Source organism: Variovorax sp. R-27, from assembly GCF_049913215.1.
Classification (GTDB): domain Bacteria; phylum Pseudomonadota; class Gammaproteobacteria; order Burkholderiales; family Burkholderiaceae_C; genus Variovorax.
In genome coordinates, this window is sequence record NZ_CP183984.1 from 254364 (window position 1) to 271051 (window position 16688).

A 16688-nucleotide genomic window follows, 5' to 3' on the forward strand; every position below is an offset into this window, starting at 1 on the left:
GAGGCCGTCGCGGACTCCGCTGGCCGGCAGGACTGCCGGGGTCGTACCCACACGCATTACAGATTCAAGAGGAAGCTTATGGCAGACAACCGTGTCAGAAACAGTGGTCAGAAGTTCATTGCGCGTAACCGCGCGCCGCGTGTGCAGATCGAATACGACGTCGAGATCTACGGCAGCGAACGCAAGATCCAGCTGCCCTTCGTGATGGGCGTCATCGCCGATCTCGCAGGCAAGCAGGTCGACCCGATGCCCGACCTCGGCGAGCGCGAGTTCATGGCGGTGGACATCGACAACTTCGATGAACGCATGAAGTCCATCAAGCCGCGCGTTGCCTTCCAGGTGCCCAACACGCTCACCGGCGACGGCCAGATGAACGTCGACATCACCTTCGACAGCATGGACGACTTTTCGCCCGCGCGCATCGCCCGCCAGGTCGGCGCGCTGCAGCACCTGCTCGAAGCGCGCACCGAGCTGTCGAACCTGCTGTCCTACATGGACGGCAAGAACGGCGCAGAGCAACTGATAGCGCAGGCACTGCAGAACCCGGGGCTTCTCAAGTCGCTGGCCTCGGCGCCGAACCCGGCCATCGCCAAGGCAGTGGAAGCCGCCAACGAAAAGGCCGGCACGCCCGGCAACCCAGGGACCTCTTCCGAGTAAGCGCGAGCACGAGCAGCAAGGACCGTCATCATTATGAGCACCGCCCCCAAACAGACCGCCGCGCGCGCACCCGCCTCCGTCGAAACGCTCGAGCCGAACGAGTTCTCCGACCTGCTGCAGCGCGAGTTCAAGCCCAAGACCGACCAGGCCCGCGAGGCGGTCGAGAACGCCGTCAAGACGCTGGCCGTGCAGGCGCTGGAGAGCACCGTCACCGTCTCCAACGATGCCTACCGCACGGTGCAGGCCATCATCACCGAGATCGACCGCAAGCTCTCCGAGCAGATCAACCAGATCCTGCACCACGAGGACTTCCAGCAGCTCGAAGGCGCATGGCGCGGCCTGCACTATCTCGTGAACAACACCGAGACCGACGAGCAGCTCAAGATCCGCGTGATGTGCGCGTCCAAGCGTGAAGTGGCGCGCTCGCTCAAGCGCCACAAGGGCATCGGCTGGGACCAGAGCCCGCTGTTCAAGAAGATCTACGAAGCCGAGTACGGCCAGTTCGGCGGCGAGCCCTTCGGCGCGCTGATCGGTGACTTCCACTTCGACCATAGCCCGCCCGACGTCGAGATGCTCAGCGAAATGGCCAAGATCGCCGCGGCCGCGCACTGCCCCTTCATCGCCGGCGCATCGCCCACCGTGATGCAGATGGACTCGTGGCAGGAGCTGTCGAACCCGCGCGACCTGACCAAGATCTTCCAGAACACCGAGCACACCGCATGGCGCAGCCTGCGCGACTCGGAAGACGCGCGCTACATCGGCCTGGCCATGCCGCGCTTCCTGGCGCGCCTGCCGTACGGCGCGCGCACCAATCCGGTCGACGAATTCGAGTTCGAGGAAGAGACCGACTCGGCCGCGCACAGCCGCTACACCTGGGCCAACTCGGCCTATGCAATGGGCGTGAACATCAACCGCTCGTTCAAGCAATACGGCTGGTGCACTTCCATCCGCGGTGTGGAGTCCGGCGGTGCGGTGGAGAACCTGCCCACGCACACCTTCCCGACCGACGATGGCGGCGTGGACATGAAGTGCCCGACCGAGATCGCCATCAGCGACCGGCGCGAGGCCGAGCTCGCCAAGAACGGCTTCATGCCGCTGGTGCACCGCAAGAACTCCGACTTTGCCGCATTCATTGGCGCGCAGTCGCTGCAGCTGCCGGCTGAGTACTACGACGCCGACGCAACGGCCAACGCGAACCTCGCGGCGCGCCTGCCGTATCTGTTCGCCTGCTGCCGCTTCGCGCACTACCTGAAGTGCATCGTGCGAGACAAGATCGGTTCGTTCCGCGAGCGCGAGGACATGGAGCGTTGGCTCAACGACTGGATCATGAACTACGTCGACGGCAGCCCCGGCACCTCGTCGCAGGACACGAAGGCAATGAAGCCGCTGGCGGCGGCGGAAGTCCAGGTGGAAGCCATCGAGGACAACCCGGGCTACTACGCCGCCAAGTTTTTTCTCCGGCCGCACTATCAGCTCGAAGGGCTGACGGTGTCGTTGCGGCTGGTTTCGAAGCTGCCATCCAACAAGAAGGACAGCAGCTAATTCAACGGTGTCCCGGAATCGGGCACATATAACTTTGGGGGTTAATCATGGCAGTAGACATGTTCATGCGCGTTGAAGGCGCGAACGGCGAATCGAAGGACTCGAACCACAAGGAGTGGACGGACATCAAGTCGTTTGCGTGGGGAGCAACGCAGCCTGGAAACATGGTCAGCGGCGGTGGCGGCGGCGTGGGCAAGGCGAGCTTCAATGACCTGCAGGTGCTCGCACGCATCGACAAGGCGGCGCCGTCCGTCCTGAAGAACTGCGCCAGCGGCAAGCACCTGAGCAAGGTGGAAGTGTCGGTCTGCAAGGCCGGCGGCGCGCAGATCGAATACACCCGCGTCACGCTCGAAGAAGTGCTGGTCACCTCGGTGCAGTACACGGCCGAGCAGGGTTCGGACGCCGTGTTCGTGCAGTACGCCTTCCAGGCCGCGAAGGTGAAGCAGCAGTACTGGGAACAGACCGACAAGGGCGGCAAGGGTGCCGAGACGGTGCTGGGCTGGAACATCAAGGAAAACAAGGAAGCCTGATTTCCTTTTTCCCCGATGCGCGGCCGGCCCAGCGGGCCGGCCGCGACGTTTTTCCCGACGGCCTCCACGGCCGTCCTTCGCACACAGGCCTTTCGCGCCGTGTGCCATTCAGTCAGCGAGGAAGCTTCATGGGCGATGGGTTTGCAGTGCTGGGCGAACGCTCCGTGGCCGAGCACACCGAATGGGTACAGAGGCAGATCCGCGCCAATCCCCAGAATGCAAGCTTGCGTCTTGCCCTGTGCCACTTCCTCGCGCTGCGCGGCGAATGGCAGCGGGCTGAAGACCAGCTCAAGCTCGCCACCAAGCTCGACCCCACTTTCACTCCCGCCAGCGTCACCTGTTCGATGGCGCTTTCGGGCGAACGGCACCGCAGCGACTTCTGGTCCGGCGGACGCGCTCCGGCCATCGTCTGCGGCAACGCGGAATGGGTCGAACAGCTGATCGCCGCCGCGGCCCTGCCGGCCGACCGGGCCGAGGAAGCCGCCGCCCTGCGCGAGACCGCGCGGCAGGCCGCGCCCGCCTTGCATGGCGCGCTCACCAGCGTCGACCGCTCCGATTCGCGCGCCGTGCAGGCGCTCGACGGCGAACCGGTGGAGCGCAGCATCTTCGCGTGGCTGTGCGACGGCGACGTGCGCATCGGCGCGGTGCTGGAGTTGCTCACACCCTCGGGCTATGCATGGCTGCCCCTGCCCGAAGTGCGCCGCATCAAGTTCTCGCGCCCTCAACACCTGGTCGACCTGCTGTGGGCGCCAGCTGAATTCGAGCTGCACGACGGCCGCGCGCTCAACGGCCTGGTGCCGGTGCGCTATCCGGGCTCGCTCGAAGGCCTCGACGACGAAACCACACTGGGCCGCCGCACCGACTGGCTGCCATTGGCCGGCGAAGATCAATACGCGGGCCTCGGCCAGCGCACCCTGATCAGCGAGGCTGGCGACCATTCGCTGCTCGACCTGCGGCTCATCGAATTCTCGCGCGAGGACGCGACCTGATGAGCAGCATCATGGACACCGACGGCGACCAGCAGGAAAGCGTCGCGCGCGACCGCCTGCAGCCGGTGCTGCTCGACCGCCTCACCGACAAGACGCCGCAGACCCGCCAGGAGCGCGCGGGCGCCTTTCTCATGAGCGGCAGGCTGTTGCGCGACTCGGTGCTGCGCGATCTGCAGTGGCTGCTCAACACCACCAACTTCGGTGCGGACCACAACATCAACACCATGCCGCGCGCGCGCCGCTCGGTGCTGAACTTCGGCGTGCGCGGCTGGGCCGGCGGCCGCATGTCGGAGGTCGACTTCGCGGACGTCGAAGCGGCCATCCGCTCGGCCATCATCGACTTCGAGCCGCGCATCATGAAAGACAGCATCGACGTGCGCTGCGTGACCGACGCCACCGATCTCGAACACCACAACCTGCTCGCGCTGGAGATCCGCGGCACGCTGTGGTCGGTGCCGTACCCGATCGAATTCATCCTGCGCTCGGAGCTCGACCTCGAAAGCGGGCACATGGTGCTGCGGCCCACCGGAGGCCTCTGAATGGATGCCAGGCTGCTCGACTACTACAACCGCGAGCTCACCTACATGCACGAGCTCGGGGCCGAGTTCGCGCAGCGCTACCCGAAGATCGCGGGCCGCCTCGGCATGCGCGGCATCGAGGTCAGCGACCCGTACGTGGAGCGCCTGCTCGAAGGCTTCAGCTTTCTCACCGCGCGCATCCAGCTCAAGATGGACGCGGAGTTTCCGCGCTTCTCGCAGCGGCTGCTCGAAGTGGTGTACCCCAACTTTCTCGCGCCGCTGCCCGCCATGGCCGTGGTGCAGATCGACGGCAACCTCAACGAAGGCTCGCTGAAAGCCGGCTACGAGTTGCCGCGCCACACCATCCTGCGCGGGCGAATGATCAAGGGCGAGCAGACGGCCTGCGAGTTCCGCACCGGCCATGCCGTCACGCTGTGGCCCATTCGCATCGCCGACGCCGGCATCGGCCCGGTGCCCGCGGAAATCGCGCATGCGATGCCCATGGCTGCGCGGCAGGCGAAGAGCGCAATCACCATCAAGCTCGAAGCAGTGGGCGGTGCGCGCTTTGCCGACATGCCGCTCGACCGGCTCGAGTTCTTTCTTTCGGGTGCGGAGCTGCATGCGCTGCGCGTGCTCGAACTCGCGGCGCACCACAGCATCGGCGTCGTGTGCCGCAGCGGACCGGGCAGCACGGCGCGCATCGTGCCGCTGGGCGACGAGGCCATCAGGCACGAGGGCTTCGACCCCGACCAGGCGCTGTTGCCCTACGACGCGCGCTCGTTCCAGGGCTACCGCCTGCTGCACGAGTATTTCGCGTTTCCCGACCGCTACCTGTTCTTCAGCGTGAACAAGCTGCGCGCGGCGGTGCAGGCCATGAGCGGCACCACGATGGAGATCGTGATCCTGCTCGACCGCGCCGACGGCGACCTCGAACGGCTGGTAGACGCCAAGCATTTCTCGCTGTTCTGCACACCCATCATCAACCTCGTGCCGCGCCGCAGTGACCGCATTCCGGTTGGGCCGGGCCAGCATGAGCACCATGCGGTGATCGACCGCACGCGTCCGCGCGACTTCGAGATCTTCACCGTCGAGCGCGTCACCGGCCACATGGCCAACGGCTCGGAAGAGCGCGAGTTCCGGCCCTTCCTCGGTTCGTTCGCGGCGGACGACGGCGACTTCGGCGCGTACTTCTCGCTGCGCCGCGAGCCGCGCCTGGTGTCGGACCGCGCACGCGCCCAGGGCACGCGCACCAGCTACACCGGCAGTGAGGTCTATGTGTCGCTGGTCGACCAGCACGACGCGCCGTTTCCGCACAGCCTGCGGCACATCACGCTCGACGCGCTGTGCACCAACCGCGACCTGCCGCTGCTGCTGCCGACCGGGCTCGAGTCGGATTTCACGCTGCGCGTATCGGCGCCTGTGCGATCGATCCGCATCCTGCGCGGGCCTTCGCGGCCGTACCCCGCATTGGCCGAGGGCGCGCTGACGTGGCGTCTCATCAGCCACCTCGGCCTCAACTACCTGAGCCTTACCGATGTCGATGCAGCGCAGGGCGCGGCCGCGCTGCGCGAGATGCTCGACCTGTACGGCAACCTCGCCGACCCTTCGGTGCGCCGCCAGATCCAGGGCGTGCGCTCGATGGCGCTGGCGCCGGTATTCCGTCGCCTGCCGGAGCCGGGCCCCATCGTGTTCGGGCGCGGCGTGGAGATTGCGCTGAAGATCGACGAGGTCGCGTTCTCGGGCGCGAGCCCGTATCTTTTCGGCGCCGTGCTGGAGCAGTTCTTCAGCCGGCATGTGTCGCTCAATGCGTTCACCGAGTTCGCGCTGTCCAGCCTGCAGCGCGGCGAGATCGCGCGGTGGACTCCGCGCGTGGGACGCCGCCCCGCCGTATGAGCGAAACCAGCTTTACCGACGGGATGCAGCAAGCCGCAGCGCCGGCCGGGGAGGCCCAGGAGGTGCTGGATGCGGCCGAGGCTCGCCACGACATCGCGCAGCCCGTGCAACCCGCGTACGGCGGCGCGGCGCGGCGCGGCGTGCCACAGGCCGATCCAGTGCTCTGGGCCAAGCTGGTCGAGCAGCCCTTCGAGCACGACCTGTTCATGCTGCTGCGCCGGCTCGACGCACAGGGCGACCATCCGCTGCTGGGCCGCGCGCCGCGCCCGCTCGACGAGCCGCTGCGCCTCGGGCAAGAGCCCTCGATGGCCTTCGCGCCCTCGAATGTGTCGGGCGTCGATGTCGACGGCGACGGCCCGCCGCGTATCTCGATCTACGGCTTCGGCCTGTTCGGCCCCAACGGTCCGCTGCCGCTGCACCTGACGGAGTACGCGCGCGAACGCAAGCGGCACCATGCCGACAACACCATCAGCGCGTTCGCTGACCTGTTCCATCACCGGCTGATCCTGTTGTTCTACCGGGCCTGGGCCGACGCGCAATCGGTCAACAGCCTGGACCGCCCCGACGGCCACCGCTTCGTCGACTACGTGGCCAGCCTCATGAACATGGGGCAGCCCGGCCTCAAGGAGCGCGACCGCATTGCCGACCATGCGCGCACCTTCATGGCGGGCCACCTCGTGCGTCAGACGCGCAACCCCGAGGGCCTGATCCAGATCCTCAAGCTCTACTTCGACGTGCCCGTGCGCGTCGATGAGTTCGTGAGCGACTGGGTGATGATCGACGAGCGTCAGGTCAGCCGCATCGGCATCACCGGCCGCAACCACCGGCTCGGCGGCGGCGCCACCATCGGCCTTGCGGTGCGCGATGCGCAGAGCAAGTTCCGCCTCGAACTCGGGCCGCTCTCGCAGGAAGAGTTCCGCGAGTTCCTGCCGGGCAGCAAGCGACTGCAGCAAGTGGTCGACTGGGTGCGCCAGTACGTCGGCATCGAGTTCGCGTGGGACCTGCGGCTCGTGCTCAAGAAGCAGGACGCGCACGGCATGCGGCTCAACAGCAACCAGCGCCTCGGCTGGGGCAGCTGGCTCGGCACGCGCCTGTCGGACACCGACGCCGGCGACATGGTGTTCCAGCCCGAAGCATTGTTTTCCCGTTCTGCATCGGCGGCACCCGTTGCCGCGCCTGCATCTTCCTCCATGGCTCTATGACCGACATCCGCCGCGTCTCTCTCTTTTCGAAACTCAATCCGATGCTCTACAAGGCATTGGAGACCGCCACTGCCTTCGCCAAGCTGCGCGGCAATGCCTACGTCGAGCTGGTGCACTGGCTGCACCAGATCCTGCAGCTGCAGGACAGCGACATGCTGCGCATCATCAAGCGCGCGGGGCTCAACCTCGACGCGGTCGAGCAAGACCTCGTGCGTGCGCTCGACCGGCTGCCGCACGGTGCCACGTCGATCAGCGACATCTCCGAGCACGTCGACAACGCCGTCGAGCGCGCGTGGGTCTATGCGAGCCTGCGCTTCGAGGCTACCTCGATCCGCGGTGCGTATTTGCTCGCGGGCATCATCAAGACGCCGGGGCTGCGCCAGGTGCTCTCGGGCATCTCGCGCGAGTTCGACAAGATCGTGCCCGACGTGCTGGTGGCGCAGCTCGCTGCATGGACCGAAGGCTCGCCTGAAGACGACTTCGATGCCGCACCAAGCGGCGTCGCGGCCGGCGGCGCAGCCGCTGCCGCGCACCACCAAGGCGATAGCCCCGCGGCAGGTGGTTCGGCGCTCGCCAAGTATGCGAGCGACCTCACCGCCAAGGCACGCGCAGGCGAGCTCGACCCGGTCTACGGCCGCGACGACGAGATCCGACAGATCATCGACATCCTCATGCGCCGCCGCCAGAACAACCCGCTGCTCACCGGTGAGGCCGGCGTCGGCAAGACGGCAGTGGTCGAGGGCCTTGCCTCGCGCCTCGCCGCGGGCGACGTGCCGCCTTCGCTGAAAGACGTGTCGCTGTGGGTGCTCGACCCCACGCTGCTGCAGGCTGGTGCGGGCGTGAAGGGCGAATTCGAACAGCGCCTGCGCCAGGTGATCGACGAGGTCGAGAAGAGTCCCAAGCCCATCGTGCTTTTCGTCGACGAGGTGCATACGCTGGTGGGCGCAGGCGGCACGGCCGGCACCGGCGACGCGGCCAACCTGCTCAAGCCGGCGCTGGCGCGTGGGCGGCTACGCACCATCGGCGCGACCACCTGGTCGGAGTACAAGAAGTACATCGAGAAAGACCCGGCGCTCACGCGGCGCTTCCAGACCATCCAGGTGCACGAGCCCACCGAGCCCAAAGCGGTGATCATGCTGCGCGGCATCTCGGCCGAGCTGGAGAAGCACCACGGCGTGCTCATTCTCGATGCCGCACTCGAAGCGGCCGTGAGCCTGTCGCACCGCTACATTCCCGCGCGGCAATTGCCCGACAAGGCCGTGAGCCTGCTCGACACGGCGTGCGCGCGCGTGGCGCTGAGCCAGCACGCACTGCCCGCCGCCATCGAAGACCTGCAGCGCCGCATCGAGGTGCTGGGCATCGAGTCGGGCATCGCGGGGCGCGAGGCAGCCATTGGCGTGGGCGAGCATCAGCGCGTGGAAGACATCGCGGTCCAGGTGGCTGCGGCGCAGGCCGAGCTCGATCTGCTGGAGACGCGGCGCGTGGAAGAAAGCGCGCTGGTCGAACGCATCGTGGCGCTGCGCAAGCAGCTGTCGCCGGCGGCGGTTCCGGTGCAGACGGAGACGGAGACGGCAGAAGCCGGCGAGGCGAATGTGGATGTCGATGCGGATGTCGACACACCGTCCGCTGAACCCCAGCGCACGCCCGAGGAAATCCGCGCCGAACTCAACGAAGCACAAGATAAGCTCGTGCAGCTGCAGGGCGAGTCTCCGCTCATCCTCGCGGCCGTCGATGCCCAAGCCATCGCCACCGTGGTCGCCGACTGGACCGGCATTCCTATCGGCCGCATGGTGCGCGACGACGCGCAGTCGGTGCTGAAGCTCGGCGAAATTCTCTCGGCCCGCGTGGTCGCGCAGCCCGATGCGCTGGAGACCATTTCGCGCCGCATCCGCACCGCGCGTGCACGGCTCGACAACCCCAACAAACCCGTCGGCGTGTTCCTGCTGTGCGGCCCCTCGGGCGTGGGCAAGACCGAGACCGCGCTGGCTTTGTCCGAAGCGCTGTACGGCGGCGAACAGAACCTCGTCACCATCAACATGAGCGAGTTCCAGGAGTCGCACACCGTCTCCACGCTCAAGGGCGCACCGCCCGGCTACGTGGGTTACGGCGAAGGCGGCGTACTCACCGAGGCCGTGCGCCGCAGGCCTTACAGCGTGGTGCTGCTCGACGAGATCGAGAAGGCGCACACCGACGTGCACGAGATCTTCTTCCAGGTCTTCGACAAGGGCTGGATGGAAGACGGCGAGGGCCGCCACATCGACTTCCGCAACACCGTGATCATCATGACCTCCAACGTCGGCACCGACCTGGTCATGCAGCTGTGCGAAGACCCGACCCTGCGCCCCGACCCCGAGCCGCTGGCTGCCGCACTGCGCGAGCCGCTGCTCAAGGTGTTCGCGCCCGCGCTGCTCGGCCGCCTCGTTGTAGTGCCTTATTACCCGTTGCACGCAGAGGCATTGCATCGCATCATCCGTCTGCAGCTCGATCGCATCGCGACGCGCCTGCAGGCGAACCACGGCATCGCACTGGCCTACGACGACAGCGCCGTCGAACTCGTCGCGCGCCGTTGCACCGCCATCGAATCGGGCGGCCGGATGATCGACGCGATCCTCACGCACACGATCCTTCCGAGGCTGAGCGAGGAAGTCATCGGAGCCACGGTCAGTGCGCGCAAGCTCGCGAGTGTGCAACTGAGTGCGGCGGATGACGACTTCCGCTACGAATTCTTCGAACATTGAGCGCAGAAAGGGAGCACCACATGGCCAGAGTCGTCACTGCACACACGCCGCTTGCACCGGACCAGTTGCTGTTCCGTTCGATGCACGGCAAGGAAGGGCTGTCGGAGCTCTTCGAGTTCGAAGTGGACCTGCTGAGCCCCAACACTTCCGTCGACATGAAGGCGGTGCTCGGCAAGCCGCTTACTCTCGAGATCGTGACGATCGACGGGACGCCGCGCTACCTCAACGGGCAGATCACGCGTTTCACGATGATCGGCCGCGAAGAGAGCTCGTCGCGCTATGTGGTGTATCGGGCTCTGGTGCGGCCCTGGCTCTGGTATCTCACGCGCACCAGCGATTGCAAGATCTTCCAGAACAAGTCGGTGGTCGACATCCTGGACGAAGTGCTCGGCGAGTACGGGTTCGCGTTCGAGAAGAAGCTCAGCGCCACCTACCGCCAGCGCGACTATTCGGTGCAGTACCAGGAGACCGACTTCGCATTCGTGAGCCGCCTGATGGAGCACGAGGGCATCTACTACTACTTCAAGCACGAGAAGAACCAGCACACGCTGGTGCTGGCCGACGACATGGGTGCGCACGACACGCTGCCGGGCTACCCGCGCATCGGCTACCTCGCCACCGATCGCGCGGGCGAGACGGGCCGCGAAGTGATCGACCAGTGGGAGGTGACCGAGGAGATTCGCCCCGGCACCTTCGTGGTCGACGACTTCGACTTCAAGAAGCCCAAGGCCGACCTGCTCAACACGCGCAGCCAGCCGCGGGAGAACGATCACGGCCGCTACGAGATGTACGAGTGGCTCGGCGGCTACAGCGACGCCGGGGATGGCGAGCACTACGCGCGCATACGGCTCGAGGAAGCGCAGGCGCAGGCCGAGGTGGACACCGGTCACTCCAACGTGCGCGGCATGGCGCCCGGCTACCGTTTCAGCATGCAGAACGCGCCGCGCGACGAGGACAACAAGGAATACCTGATCGTCTCGGTGACGTACAACCTGCGCGAGGGCGGCTATGCCACCGGCAGCCCCGACGGTCTCTACAGCTTCGACTTCGACGTGCAGCCCACGTCGTTTCCGTTCCGCGCGCCGCGCGTCACGCGGATGCCGACCACGCACGGCCCGCAGACCGCCACGGTCGTGGGCCCGCCCGGGGAAGACATCTGGATCGACAAGTACGGCCGCGTGAAGGTGCAGTTCCGCTGGGACCGCTACGGCCAGCGCAACGAGGACAGCTCGTGCTGGGTGCGTGTGTCGAGCGCGTGGGCGGGCTCCAACTTCGGCGCGGTGAACCACCCGCGCGTGGGGCAGGAGGTCATCGTCGATTTCATCGCCGGTTGCCCCGACCGGCCGATCATCATCGGCCGCGTCTACAACGCCGACCAGATGCCGCCGCTCGAACTGCCGGCCAAGGCGACGGTCAGCGGCTTCATCAGCCGCACCATCAAGGGCGACGGCGAACTGGCCAACCACTTCGTGATCGACGACGACCCCGGCAGCGAGTCGATCAAGATGCACGCGCAGAAGGACTTCAGCCTCAGCGTAGAGAACAATGAAACGCACACCGTGGACGGCACGCGCGAGACGCTGATCGAAGGCGCGGACACCTACACGACCAACACCTCGCTCGACGAGACGGTCAACGGGCCGCACACGCTGACGGTGAACAAGGGCGGGCCGCAGACGATCACCGTCAACGGCGGCAACCAGTTCATCAAGGTGGATGGCGGCGACCAGCAGGTCGACGTCATCGGCAACCAGACCATCCATGTCACCGGCAAGCGCAAGGACACGGTCGACAGCGGTGAAGAGCGGATCATCGGTACGTCGCTCAAGGAAGACATTGCCGGCCCCCAGATCACCAAGGTGGTCGGCCTGTACACCGAAGAAACCAAGGGGAAGAAGGTGACGGTCCACGGCGACGAGGACTATCTCGTCGAGGGGGCACAAAAGGTGCACGCGAACACGTCGTTGAGTGCGACGACGGATGGCCCCATGAACCTGGAAAGCACCGCGGCAGACATCTCGGTCAAGTCGCCGACCAAGATCGTGCTGGATGCGCCCCATGTCGAGGACAAGTCGGCAAAAAAGGTGACCTTCACGGACTGGGGCATTGCCTTCAAGGGCTTCAACATGGGGATCAACGGGGCCAACGTGAGCCTCAACGGCACTTCGCTGTTCGTGAACGGCCTGGTGACCAGCATTGCCGGGCTGAACCTGGGGTTCAACACCTACTCGCTCACGGGTGCGTTCATAAAGCTCGACCTGTATTCCGTCAGCCTTGCGGCGGGCACATTTTCCACCACCCAGACGACTTTCACGTGGGACAACGAGGCACAAAAAATCGATAACAACGGATACAGGGTGAACCTCTCGGGCTTCACCGTCTTTGTCTGAGCTTGGAGCGCGTGTTGGATCTTTTCGCTGTGTGGTTTACCAAGTACTGGTATCTGATTGTCCCCATCGCTGTCGTCGTGCTGCCAGCGTTCGTGGCGATCACGCTGGCCAAGCGCCATGCCTCCCACGTGATGCATATGCAGAGTGTGGTCAACCGCCGCGCGATGGGTGCGGATCTCGCCGAGCGAGTGCTTCGTACGGGCCAACCGGCCGTAGCGACGGTGCTCGAGAGCCATGACACGGGCATGCGGGCCGCGCGCATCTATATCCTCGTACGGCTCAAGTTCCAAGTACAGCCTGAGGGCGGATGGCCTGCCTTCGAGGCTGAACTGGTCGCCCCGATCAGCCCGGTGAAGCTCGCCGACTTCGCACCGGGGCGCTCCGTGAAGCTGCGCTTCGACCCGGTCTCGCACGAGATCGCCATCGATCAGCCGATGCGCTGAAGCGGGTCCGCTGCCCCATGAAGACCATCAAACCCTTTCGCCTGAGCATCCTCACGCGGCCCTTCCGGCGGCAGCGGCAAGACCACCTGGGCGTCTCGGTCTTCGCGATGGCCAGCCTGGCGCCCGAGCCCCTGCTGATGCCCGACCAGGATCTCTGGAAGCTGGCGGCCGACGAAATCGGGCCCGGCAACGTGCTGGACCTGTGCGTGCCCAAGATCGAGCCGGAGTGGCTGGTCAGCGGCTATGCGTACACGGCGCATCAGGACGACAAGACACTGTGCGCGGCCCAGGCCGTCTTCCATGGCCAGGCCAAGTCGTTGCTGGTGAGCGGTGATCGCTACTGGCTCGACGGCCGCGCCACGCCTGCGCAGCCTTTCGAGCGCCTGAGGCTGGATTGGGCGCATGCCTATGGCGGCCCGGGCGAGCCCGAAAACCCGGAAGGCATCGGCAGCTTCGAGGAAACGATCAACGGCGTACAGACGCGCCGGCTTCCCAATGTCGAGTTGCCCGGCGCGCGTCAGGACGCACCCGGGCGGCGCATCGTGCCTGCGGGTTTCGGCGCCGTGCCTCCCGATCGGCCGCAGCGGCTAGCGCTGATGGGGCGCGCCTACGACCAGCAGTGGCTGCAGCACGAGTACCCGGGTTTCGCCGATGACATGGACTGGCGCTACTTCAATGCAGCACCTCCCGACCAGCGCCTGCCCGGCCAGCGCGAATTGCCGCCGGGCGCCGCCTACGAACTGTGGAACATGCACCCTCGGCAGCCGGTGATGCGCGGCCAGCTGCCCGATTGGCAGGCGCGTTGCTTCGCCAGCTTTCAGAAAGATGGTGGCGCGCTGTCGGAAATTTCGCTGCACCTGAGCACGGCCTGGTTTTTTCCGCACGTCGAGCGCGTCATCCTGGTCTGGCACGGAGCATCGCCCATCGCAGAGGATGACGCGGCCGACGTCAAGCACGTCATGCCCGCGCTCGAGTTGCGCGGGCAGCCGCGGCCGCTCGCCCACTACCAACAGGTGCTGCAGCAGCGCATCGATCCAGCCAAGGCGGTGCTGGTCCTGCGCGACAGCGACCTGGTCCCCAAGGCGATCATGGGGCCATGGGCAGGCGACCAGATGCCCGATATCGCTTCGCTTCCGCTGGCGCGCAATCTGCACGCAGGCCGGCAGCGCGAGCGCGAACGCATGCGTGCCCGTCTGCTGGCGCAGGGCGTGGATCCCGAGCAGTATCTGCCGCCCGTGTCCGAACCAGATCTGCGGCCGCCTGCCTCCGCGGACGATCTGCCCGACTTCGCCGAGAAGGCCGATCGAGCCCTCGAGCAGATGCGCCAGGCGGCCCTTGCTCGCGGCGCCGAGGACCGGGCCAAGGCCGTCGCACACGGGATGCCCGCTGCCATTCAACCCGATATCGATATCCCGCCGCTGTCGCAGATGGAACCGCGCAAGCTGTCCGACGAGATCAAGGCGAGCATCGACAAGGCCATGACCGAGGTGGAGGCGCGGACCGGCAAGCCTGTGCAGCGCCGATTCGACCCGGACCGCCTGCTGCGTGACCTCGCGCGCCTCGAGGAAGACGCCGCGCGCGAGCGCCGAACACCCCCCACATCCGACGAGGCCGCCGAAAGCGCGCGGCTGCGCGAGCAGGCTGGGCGCAGCATGCGCATGGGGCACCTCTACGGCGCACACCTGCTCGAGCCGGCGCCGCCGGTCAGCAGCCTGCGCTCCAGGCGGCTGCGTCGGCGTCTCGAGGCCGCAGCCAGCGGCGAGCGTCGTTTTGCAGGCATGAGCTTCGTCGGCGCCAACCTCTCGGGTCTGGATCTGCGCGGTGCCGACTTCACGGGAGCGAACCTCGAAGACGTCGACTTCAGCGACGCGCGGCTCGATGGCTGCAACTTCACGCGCGCGGTGCTTGCGCGGGCGCGGCTTGTCCGGGCTTCGCTCACCGATGCGCGGCTGGACGAGGCCAATCTGGGCGGCGCGCAATGCGAAGGGGCGAACTTCACGGCGGCCAGCTTCGTGCAGACGCGTTGCAGCAAGACCATTTTTCGTTCCTGCGTGCTGGCGAAGGCCGCGTTCAAGCAAGCCGATCTGTTCGAAAGCGAATGGGCGCGCTGCGATGCGCGCGGCTCGCACTGGGAGCAAATGGCGATGGTCAAGCTGGCACTGGAAGACATCGCTTTCGACGACGCCGCGTTCAAGCAGGTGAGCTGGATCGAGTGCAGCTTCAAGGGAACATCCTTCGTACGCGCCTCGCTGAACGCCTGTGCTTTCGTCGCCGTCGATGCGCGGGAGGGGGTCGACTTCACCGAGGCCAGCCTCGTGACCTGTTCCTTCGTTCATGGCTGCAGCTTTGTGCAGGCGGTGTTCTGCGCCGCTTCGCTCAGGCAGTGCGGCCTGCGCGGTGCCATATTGGTCGGCGCCGACCTCGCGAAGGCGCGCCTTGAAGGCTGCGACTTCTCCGAGTGCGACCTGCGGCGCGCGCGGCTGGAGGAGTTGCATGCCGGCGAGAGCCTGTTCATTCGCGCGGACTTGCGCGAAGCCTCGTTGCGCGGTGCCAACCTCATCGACGCCAATCTTTCCAAGGCCGACCTGCGCTTTGCCAGCCTGCAGGATGCCAATCTGTTTCGCGCCGACGTGTCACAGGCCGCCATCGACGGTTCGACCACCTTCATCGGCGCCTACACCCAGGGAGCCAAGACCTTGCCTGCAAGAAAGACTGAGCCGGTTCGATGACAGTGGAAGAACTTCTGGACAAGATTCGGCATGGCGAACCGGTGGTCAAGGCGAGTCTCGCGGGTCAGGACCTCAGCGGCGTCGACTTGTCGGGGGCACAGATGGAGCACGTCGACTTGAGCCGGACGAATCTGCGTGGCGCCAGCCTCGACGACAGTTCGCTGGCGCAATGCAACCTCGATCAAGCCAACCTGTCGGCGGCCAGCTTGAAAGGCGTGCGCGTGTTTCGGTGTCGGTTGGAGGCCGCGCAACTCGGCCGCGCGTTCATGCAGGACACCCAGTTTGTCGAATCTTCGCTGGCTCACGCGGATTTCGAGAAATCGCAAATGGAGCGCGTGGCTTTTCTCAGATGCGAGCTCGGGCATGCGGTGTTGAAGCCCGGCATCTGCGATCAGATCGTCATCACCGAATCACGGGTCGACCAGCTCGACTGCCGCGGGGCGAAGCTGCTGCACCTGATGTTCTTTCGCATGGATCTGCGCACGGTGGAGTTCGCCCAGGCCCAATGCGATGGCTCGATCTTGATGGAGTGCAATCTCGAAGGTCAGCGCTTGCCGCACACCGCCTTCCTGCGCTGCCAGTTCACCGACAGCGCGATGGCAGATGTCGATTTCAGCGGCGCCGTGCTGACCCAGAGCAACTTCAAGGGCGCCACGCTGACCAAGGCGAACTTCAGCGGAGTGGATGCCGCCCAGACGATGTTCCCGGAGGCCGATCTGCGTGAAGCGAATTGCAGCGATGCCATCTTCGATCAGTCGATCTGGGCCGACGCCAAACTCGAAGGTGCCGATTTCAGCCGCTCGCGCCTGCCGCTGAGCGTGTTCCATCGCGCGCAGGCGAAGGGTGCCAGCTTTCGCGACGCGGACCTGCACGATGCTGATTTTTCCTATGCCGCACTTCATGACGCGGATTTGCGCAATGCACGTTTTCTGCGCACCCGCTTTCATCGGGCCGCGCGCGCAGATGCGCGTTTCTCGGGAAGCGCTGGCATCATCGAAAACGATCCGGAGCTGTTCAAGGCTCAAGAGATCCTTCCGCTGCGCTGATGCTGCCAGGC

General features: G+C 66.0%; 12 protein-coding genes. All 12 read left to right on the plus strand.

Annotated elements, in window-relative coordinates:
- The first annotated feature begins 78 nt into the window (after positions 1 to 78).
- The 12 genes from tssB to ACN9MV_RS01270 all read left to right on the plus strand — a co-directional run bounded on the left by tssB (position 79) and on the right by ACN9MV_RS01270 (position 16677).
- Complete coding sequence (gene tssB / locus ACN9MV_RS01215) at positions 79 to 657, plus strand: type VI secretion system contractile sheath small subunit (RefSeq protein WP_426391064.1); 579 nt, start codon at positions 79 to 81, stop codon at positions 655 to 657.
- Between the two features lie 33 nt (positions 658 to 690).
- Positions 691 to 2199 (plus strand): type VI secretion system contractile sheath large subunit, encoded by a 1509-nt coding sequence (tssC, locus tag ACN9MV_RS01220; protein ID WP_093059305.1) that lies wholly within the window; start codon positions 691 to 693, stop codon positions 2197 to 2199.
- A gap of 47 nt (positions 2200 to 2246) precedes the next feature.
- Complete coding sequence (locus ACN9MV_RS01225) at positions 2247 to 2729, plus strand: Hcp family type VI secretion system effector (RefSeq protein ID WP_097197420.1); 483 nt, start codon at positions 2247 to 2249, stop codon at positions 2727 to 2729.
- Between the two features lie 128 nt (positions 2730 to 2857).
- Entirely contained in the window at positions 2858 to 3718 is an 861-nt protein-coding gene (locus ACN9MV_RS01230; protein ID WP_093180104.1) for a type VI secretion system accessory protein TagJ, read from the plus strand.
- 11 nt (positions 3719 to 3729) lie between these two features.
- A complete protein-coding gene (gene tssE, locus ACN9MV_RS01235) occupies positions 3730 to 4257 on the plus strand; it encodes a type VI secretion system baseplate subunit TssE (RefSeq protein ID WP_042673168.1) in 528 nt (175 codons plus the stop codon).
- Positions 4258 to 6129 carry a type VI secretion system baseplate subunit TssF gene (gene tssF / locus ACN9MV_RS01240; RefSeq protein WP_093058960.1) on the plus strand — a complete coding sequence of 624 codons (1872 nt, stop codon included), beginning with the start codon at positions 4258 to 4260 and terminating at the stop codon, positions 6127 to 6129.
- Positions 6126 to 7331 carry a type VI secretion system baseplate subunit TssG gene (gene tssG / locus ACN9MV_RS01245; protein ID WP_093058959.1) on the plus strand — a complete coding sequence of 402 codons (1206 nt, stop codon included), beginning with the start codon at positions 6126 to 6128 and terminating at the stop codon, positions 7329 to 7331. Before tssF ends, tssG begins: the two co-directional genes overlap by 4 nt.
- Complete coding sequence (gene tssH, locus ACN9MV_RS01250) at positions 7328 to 10069, plus strand: type VI secretion system ATPase TssH (protein ID WP_426391065.1); 2742 nt, start codon at positions 7328 to 7330, stop codon at positions 10067 to 10069. Before tssG ends, tssH begins: the two co-directional genes overlap by 4 nt.
- A gap of 20 nt (positions 10070 to 10089) precedes the next feature.
- Positions 10090 to 12459 carry a type VI secretion system Vgr family protein gene (locus ACN9MV_RS01255; RefSeq protein ID WP_426391066.1) on the plus strand — a complete coding sequence of 790 codons (2370 nt, stop codon included), beginning with the start codon at positions 10090 to 10092 and terminating at the stop codon, positions 12457 to 12459.
- A gap of 14 nt (positions 12460 to 12473) precedes the next feature.
- Positions 12474 to 12902 (plus strand): hypothetical protein, encoded by a 429-nt coding sequence (locus ACN9MV_RS01260; protein ID WP_143042656.1) that lies wholly within the window; start codon positions 12474 to 12476, stop codon positions 12900 to 12902.
- A 107-nt stretch (positions 12903 to 13009) separates the two neighbouring features.
- Positions 13010 to 15631 (plus strand): DUF2169 domain-containing protein, encoded by a 2622-nt coding sequence (locus ACN9MV_RS01265; RefSeq protein ID WP_426391067.1) that lies wholly within the window; start codon positions 13010 to 13012, stop codon positions 15629 to 15631.
- The gene (locus tag ACN9MV_RS01270) at positions 15628 to 16677 is read left to right on the plus strand and encodes a pentapeptide repeat-containing protein (RefSeq protein WP_093058954.1); all 1050 of its coding nucleotides are present in this window, start codon (positions 15628 to 15630) and stop codon (positions 16675 to 16677) included. The genes ACN9MV_RS01265 and ACN9MV_RS01270 overlap by 4 nt, the downstream gene beginning before the upstream one ends.
- Positions 16678 to 16688: the final 11 nt, after the last annotated feature.

Bases quoted from the DNA above. Each gene is read 5' to 3' on its own strand.
- ACN9MV_RS01225 (WP_097197420.1), top strand. From the start codon at position 2,247: ATGGCAGTAGACATGTTCATGCGCGTTGAAGGCGCGAACGGCGAATCG.
- tssF (WP_093058960.1), top strand. From the start codon at position 4,258: ATGGATGCCAGGCTGCTCGACTACTACAACCGCGAGCTCACCTACATG.
- tssG (WP_093058959.1), top strand. From the start codon at position 6,126: ATGAGCGAAACCAGCTTTACCGACGGGATGCAGCAAGCCGCAGCGCCG.
- ACN9MV_RS01265 (WP_426391067.1), top strand. From the start codon at position 13,010: ATGGCCAGCCTGGCGCCCGAGCCCCTGCTGATGCCCGACCAGGATCTC.
- ACN9MV_RS01255 (WP_426391066.1), top strand. From the start codon at position 10,090: ATGGCCAGAGTCGTCACTGCACACACGCCGCTTGCACCGGACCAGTTG.
- ACN9MV_RS01230 (WP_093180104.1), top strand. From the start codon at position 2,858: ATGGGCGATGGGTTTGCAGTGCTGGGCGAACGCTCCGTGGCCGAGCAC.
- tssC (WP_093059305.1), top strand. From the start codon at position 691: ATGAGCACCGCCCCCAAACAGACCGCCGCGCGCGCACCCGCCTCCGTC.
- tssH (WP_426391065.1), top strand. From the start codon at position 7,328: ATGACCGACATCCGCCGCGTCTCTCTCTTTTCGAAACTCAATCCGATG.
- tssE (WP_042673168.1), top strand. From the start codon at position 3,730: ATGGACACCGACGGCGACCAGCAGGAAAGCGTCGCGCGCGACCGCCTG.
- ACN9MV_RS01270 (WP_093058954.1), top strand. From the start codon at position 15,628: ATGACAGTGGAAGAACTTCTGGACAAGATTCGGCATGGCGAACCGGTG.
- tssB (WP_426391064.1), top strand. From the start codon at position 79: ATGGCAGACAACCGTGTCAGAAACAGTGGTCAGAAGTTCATTGCGCGT.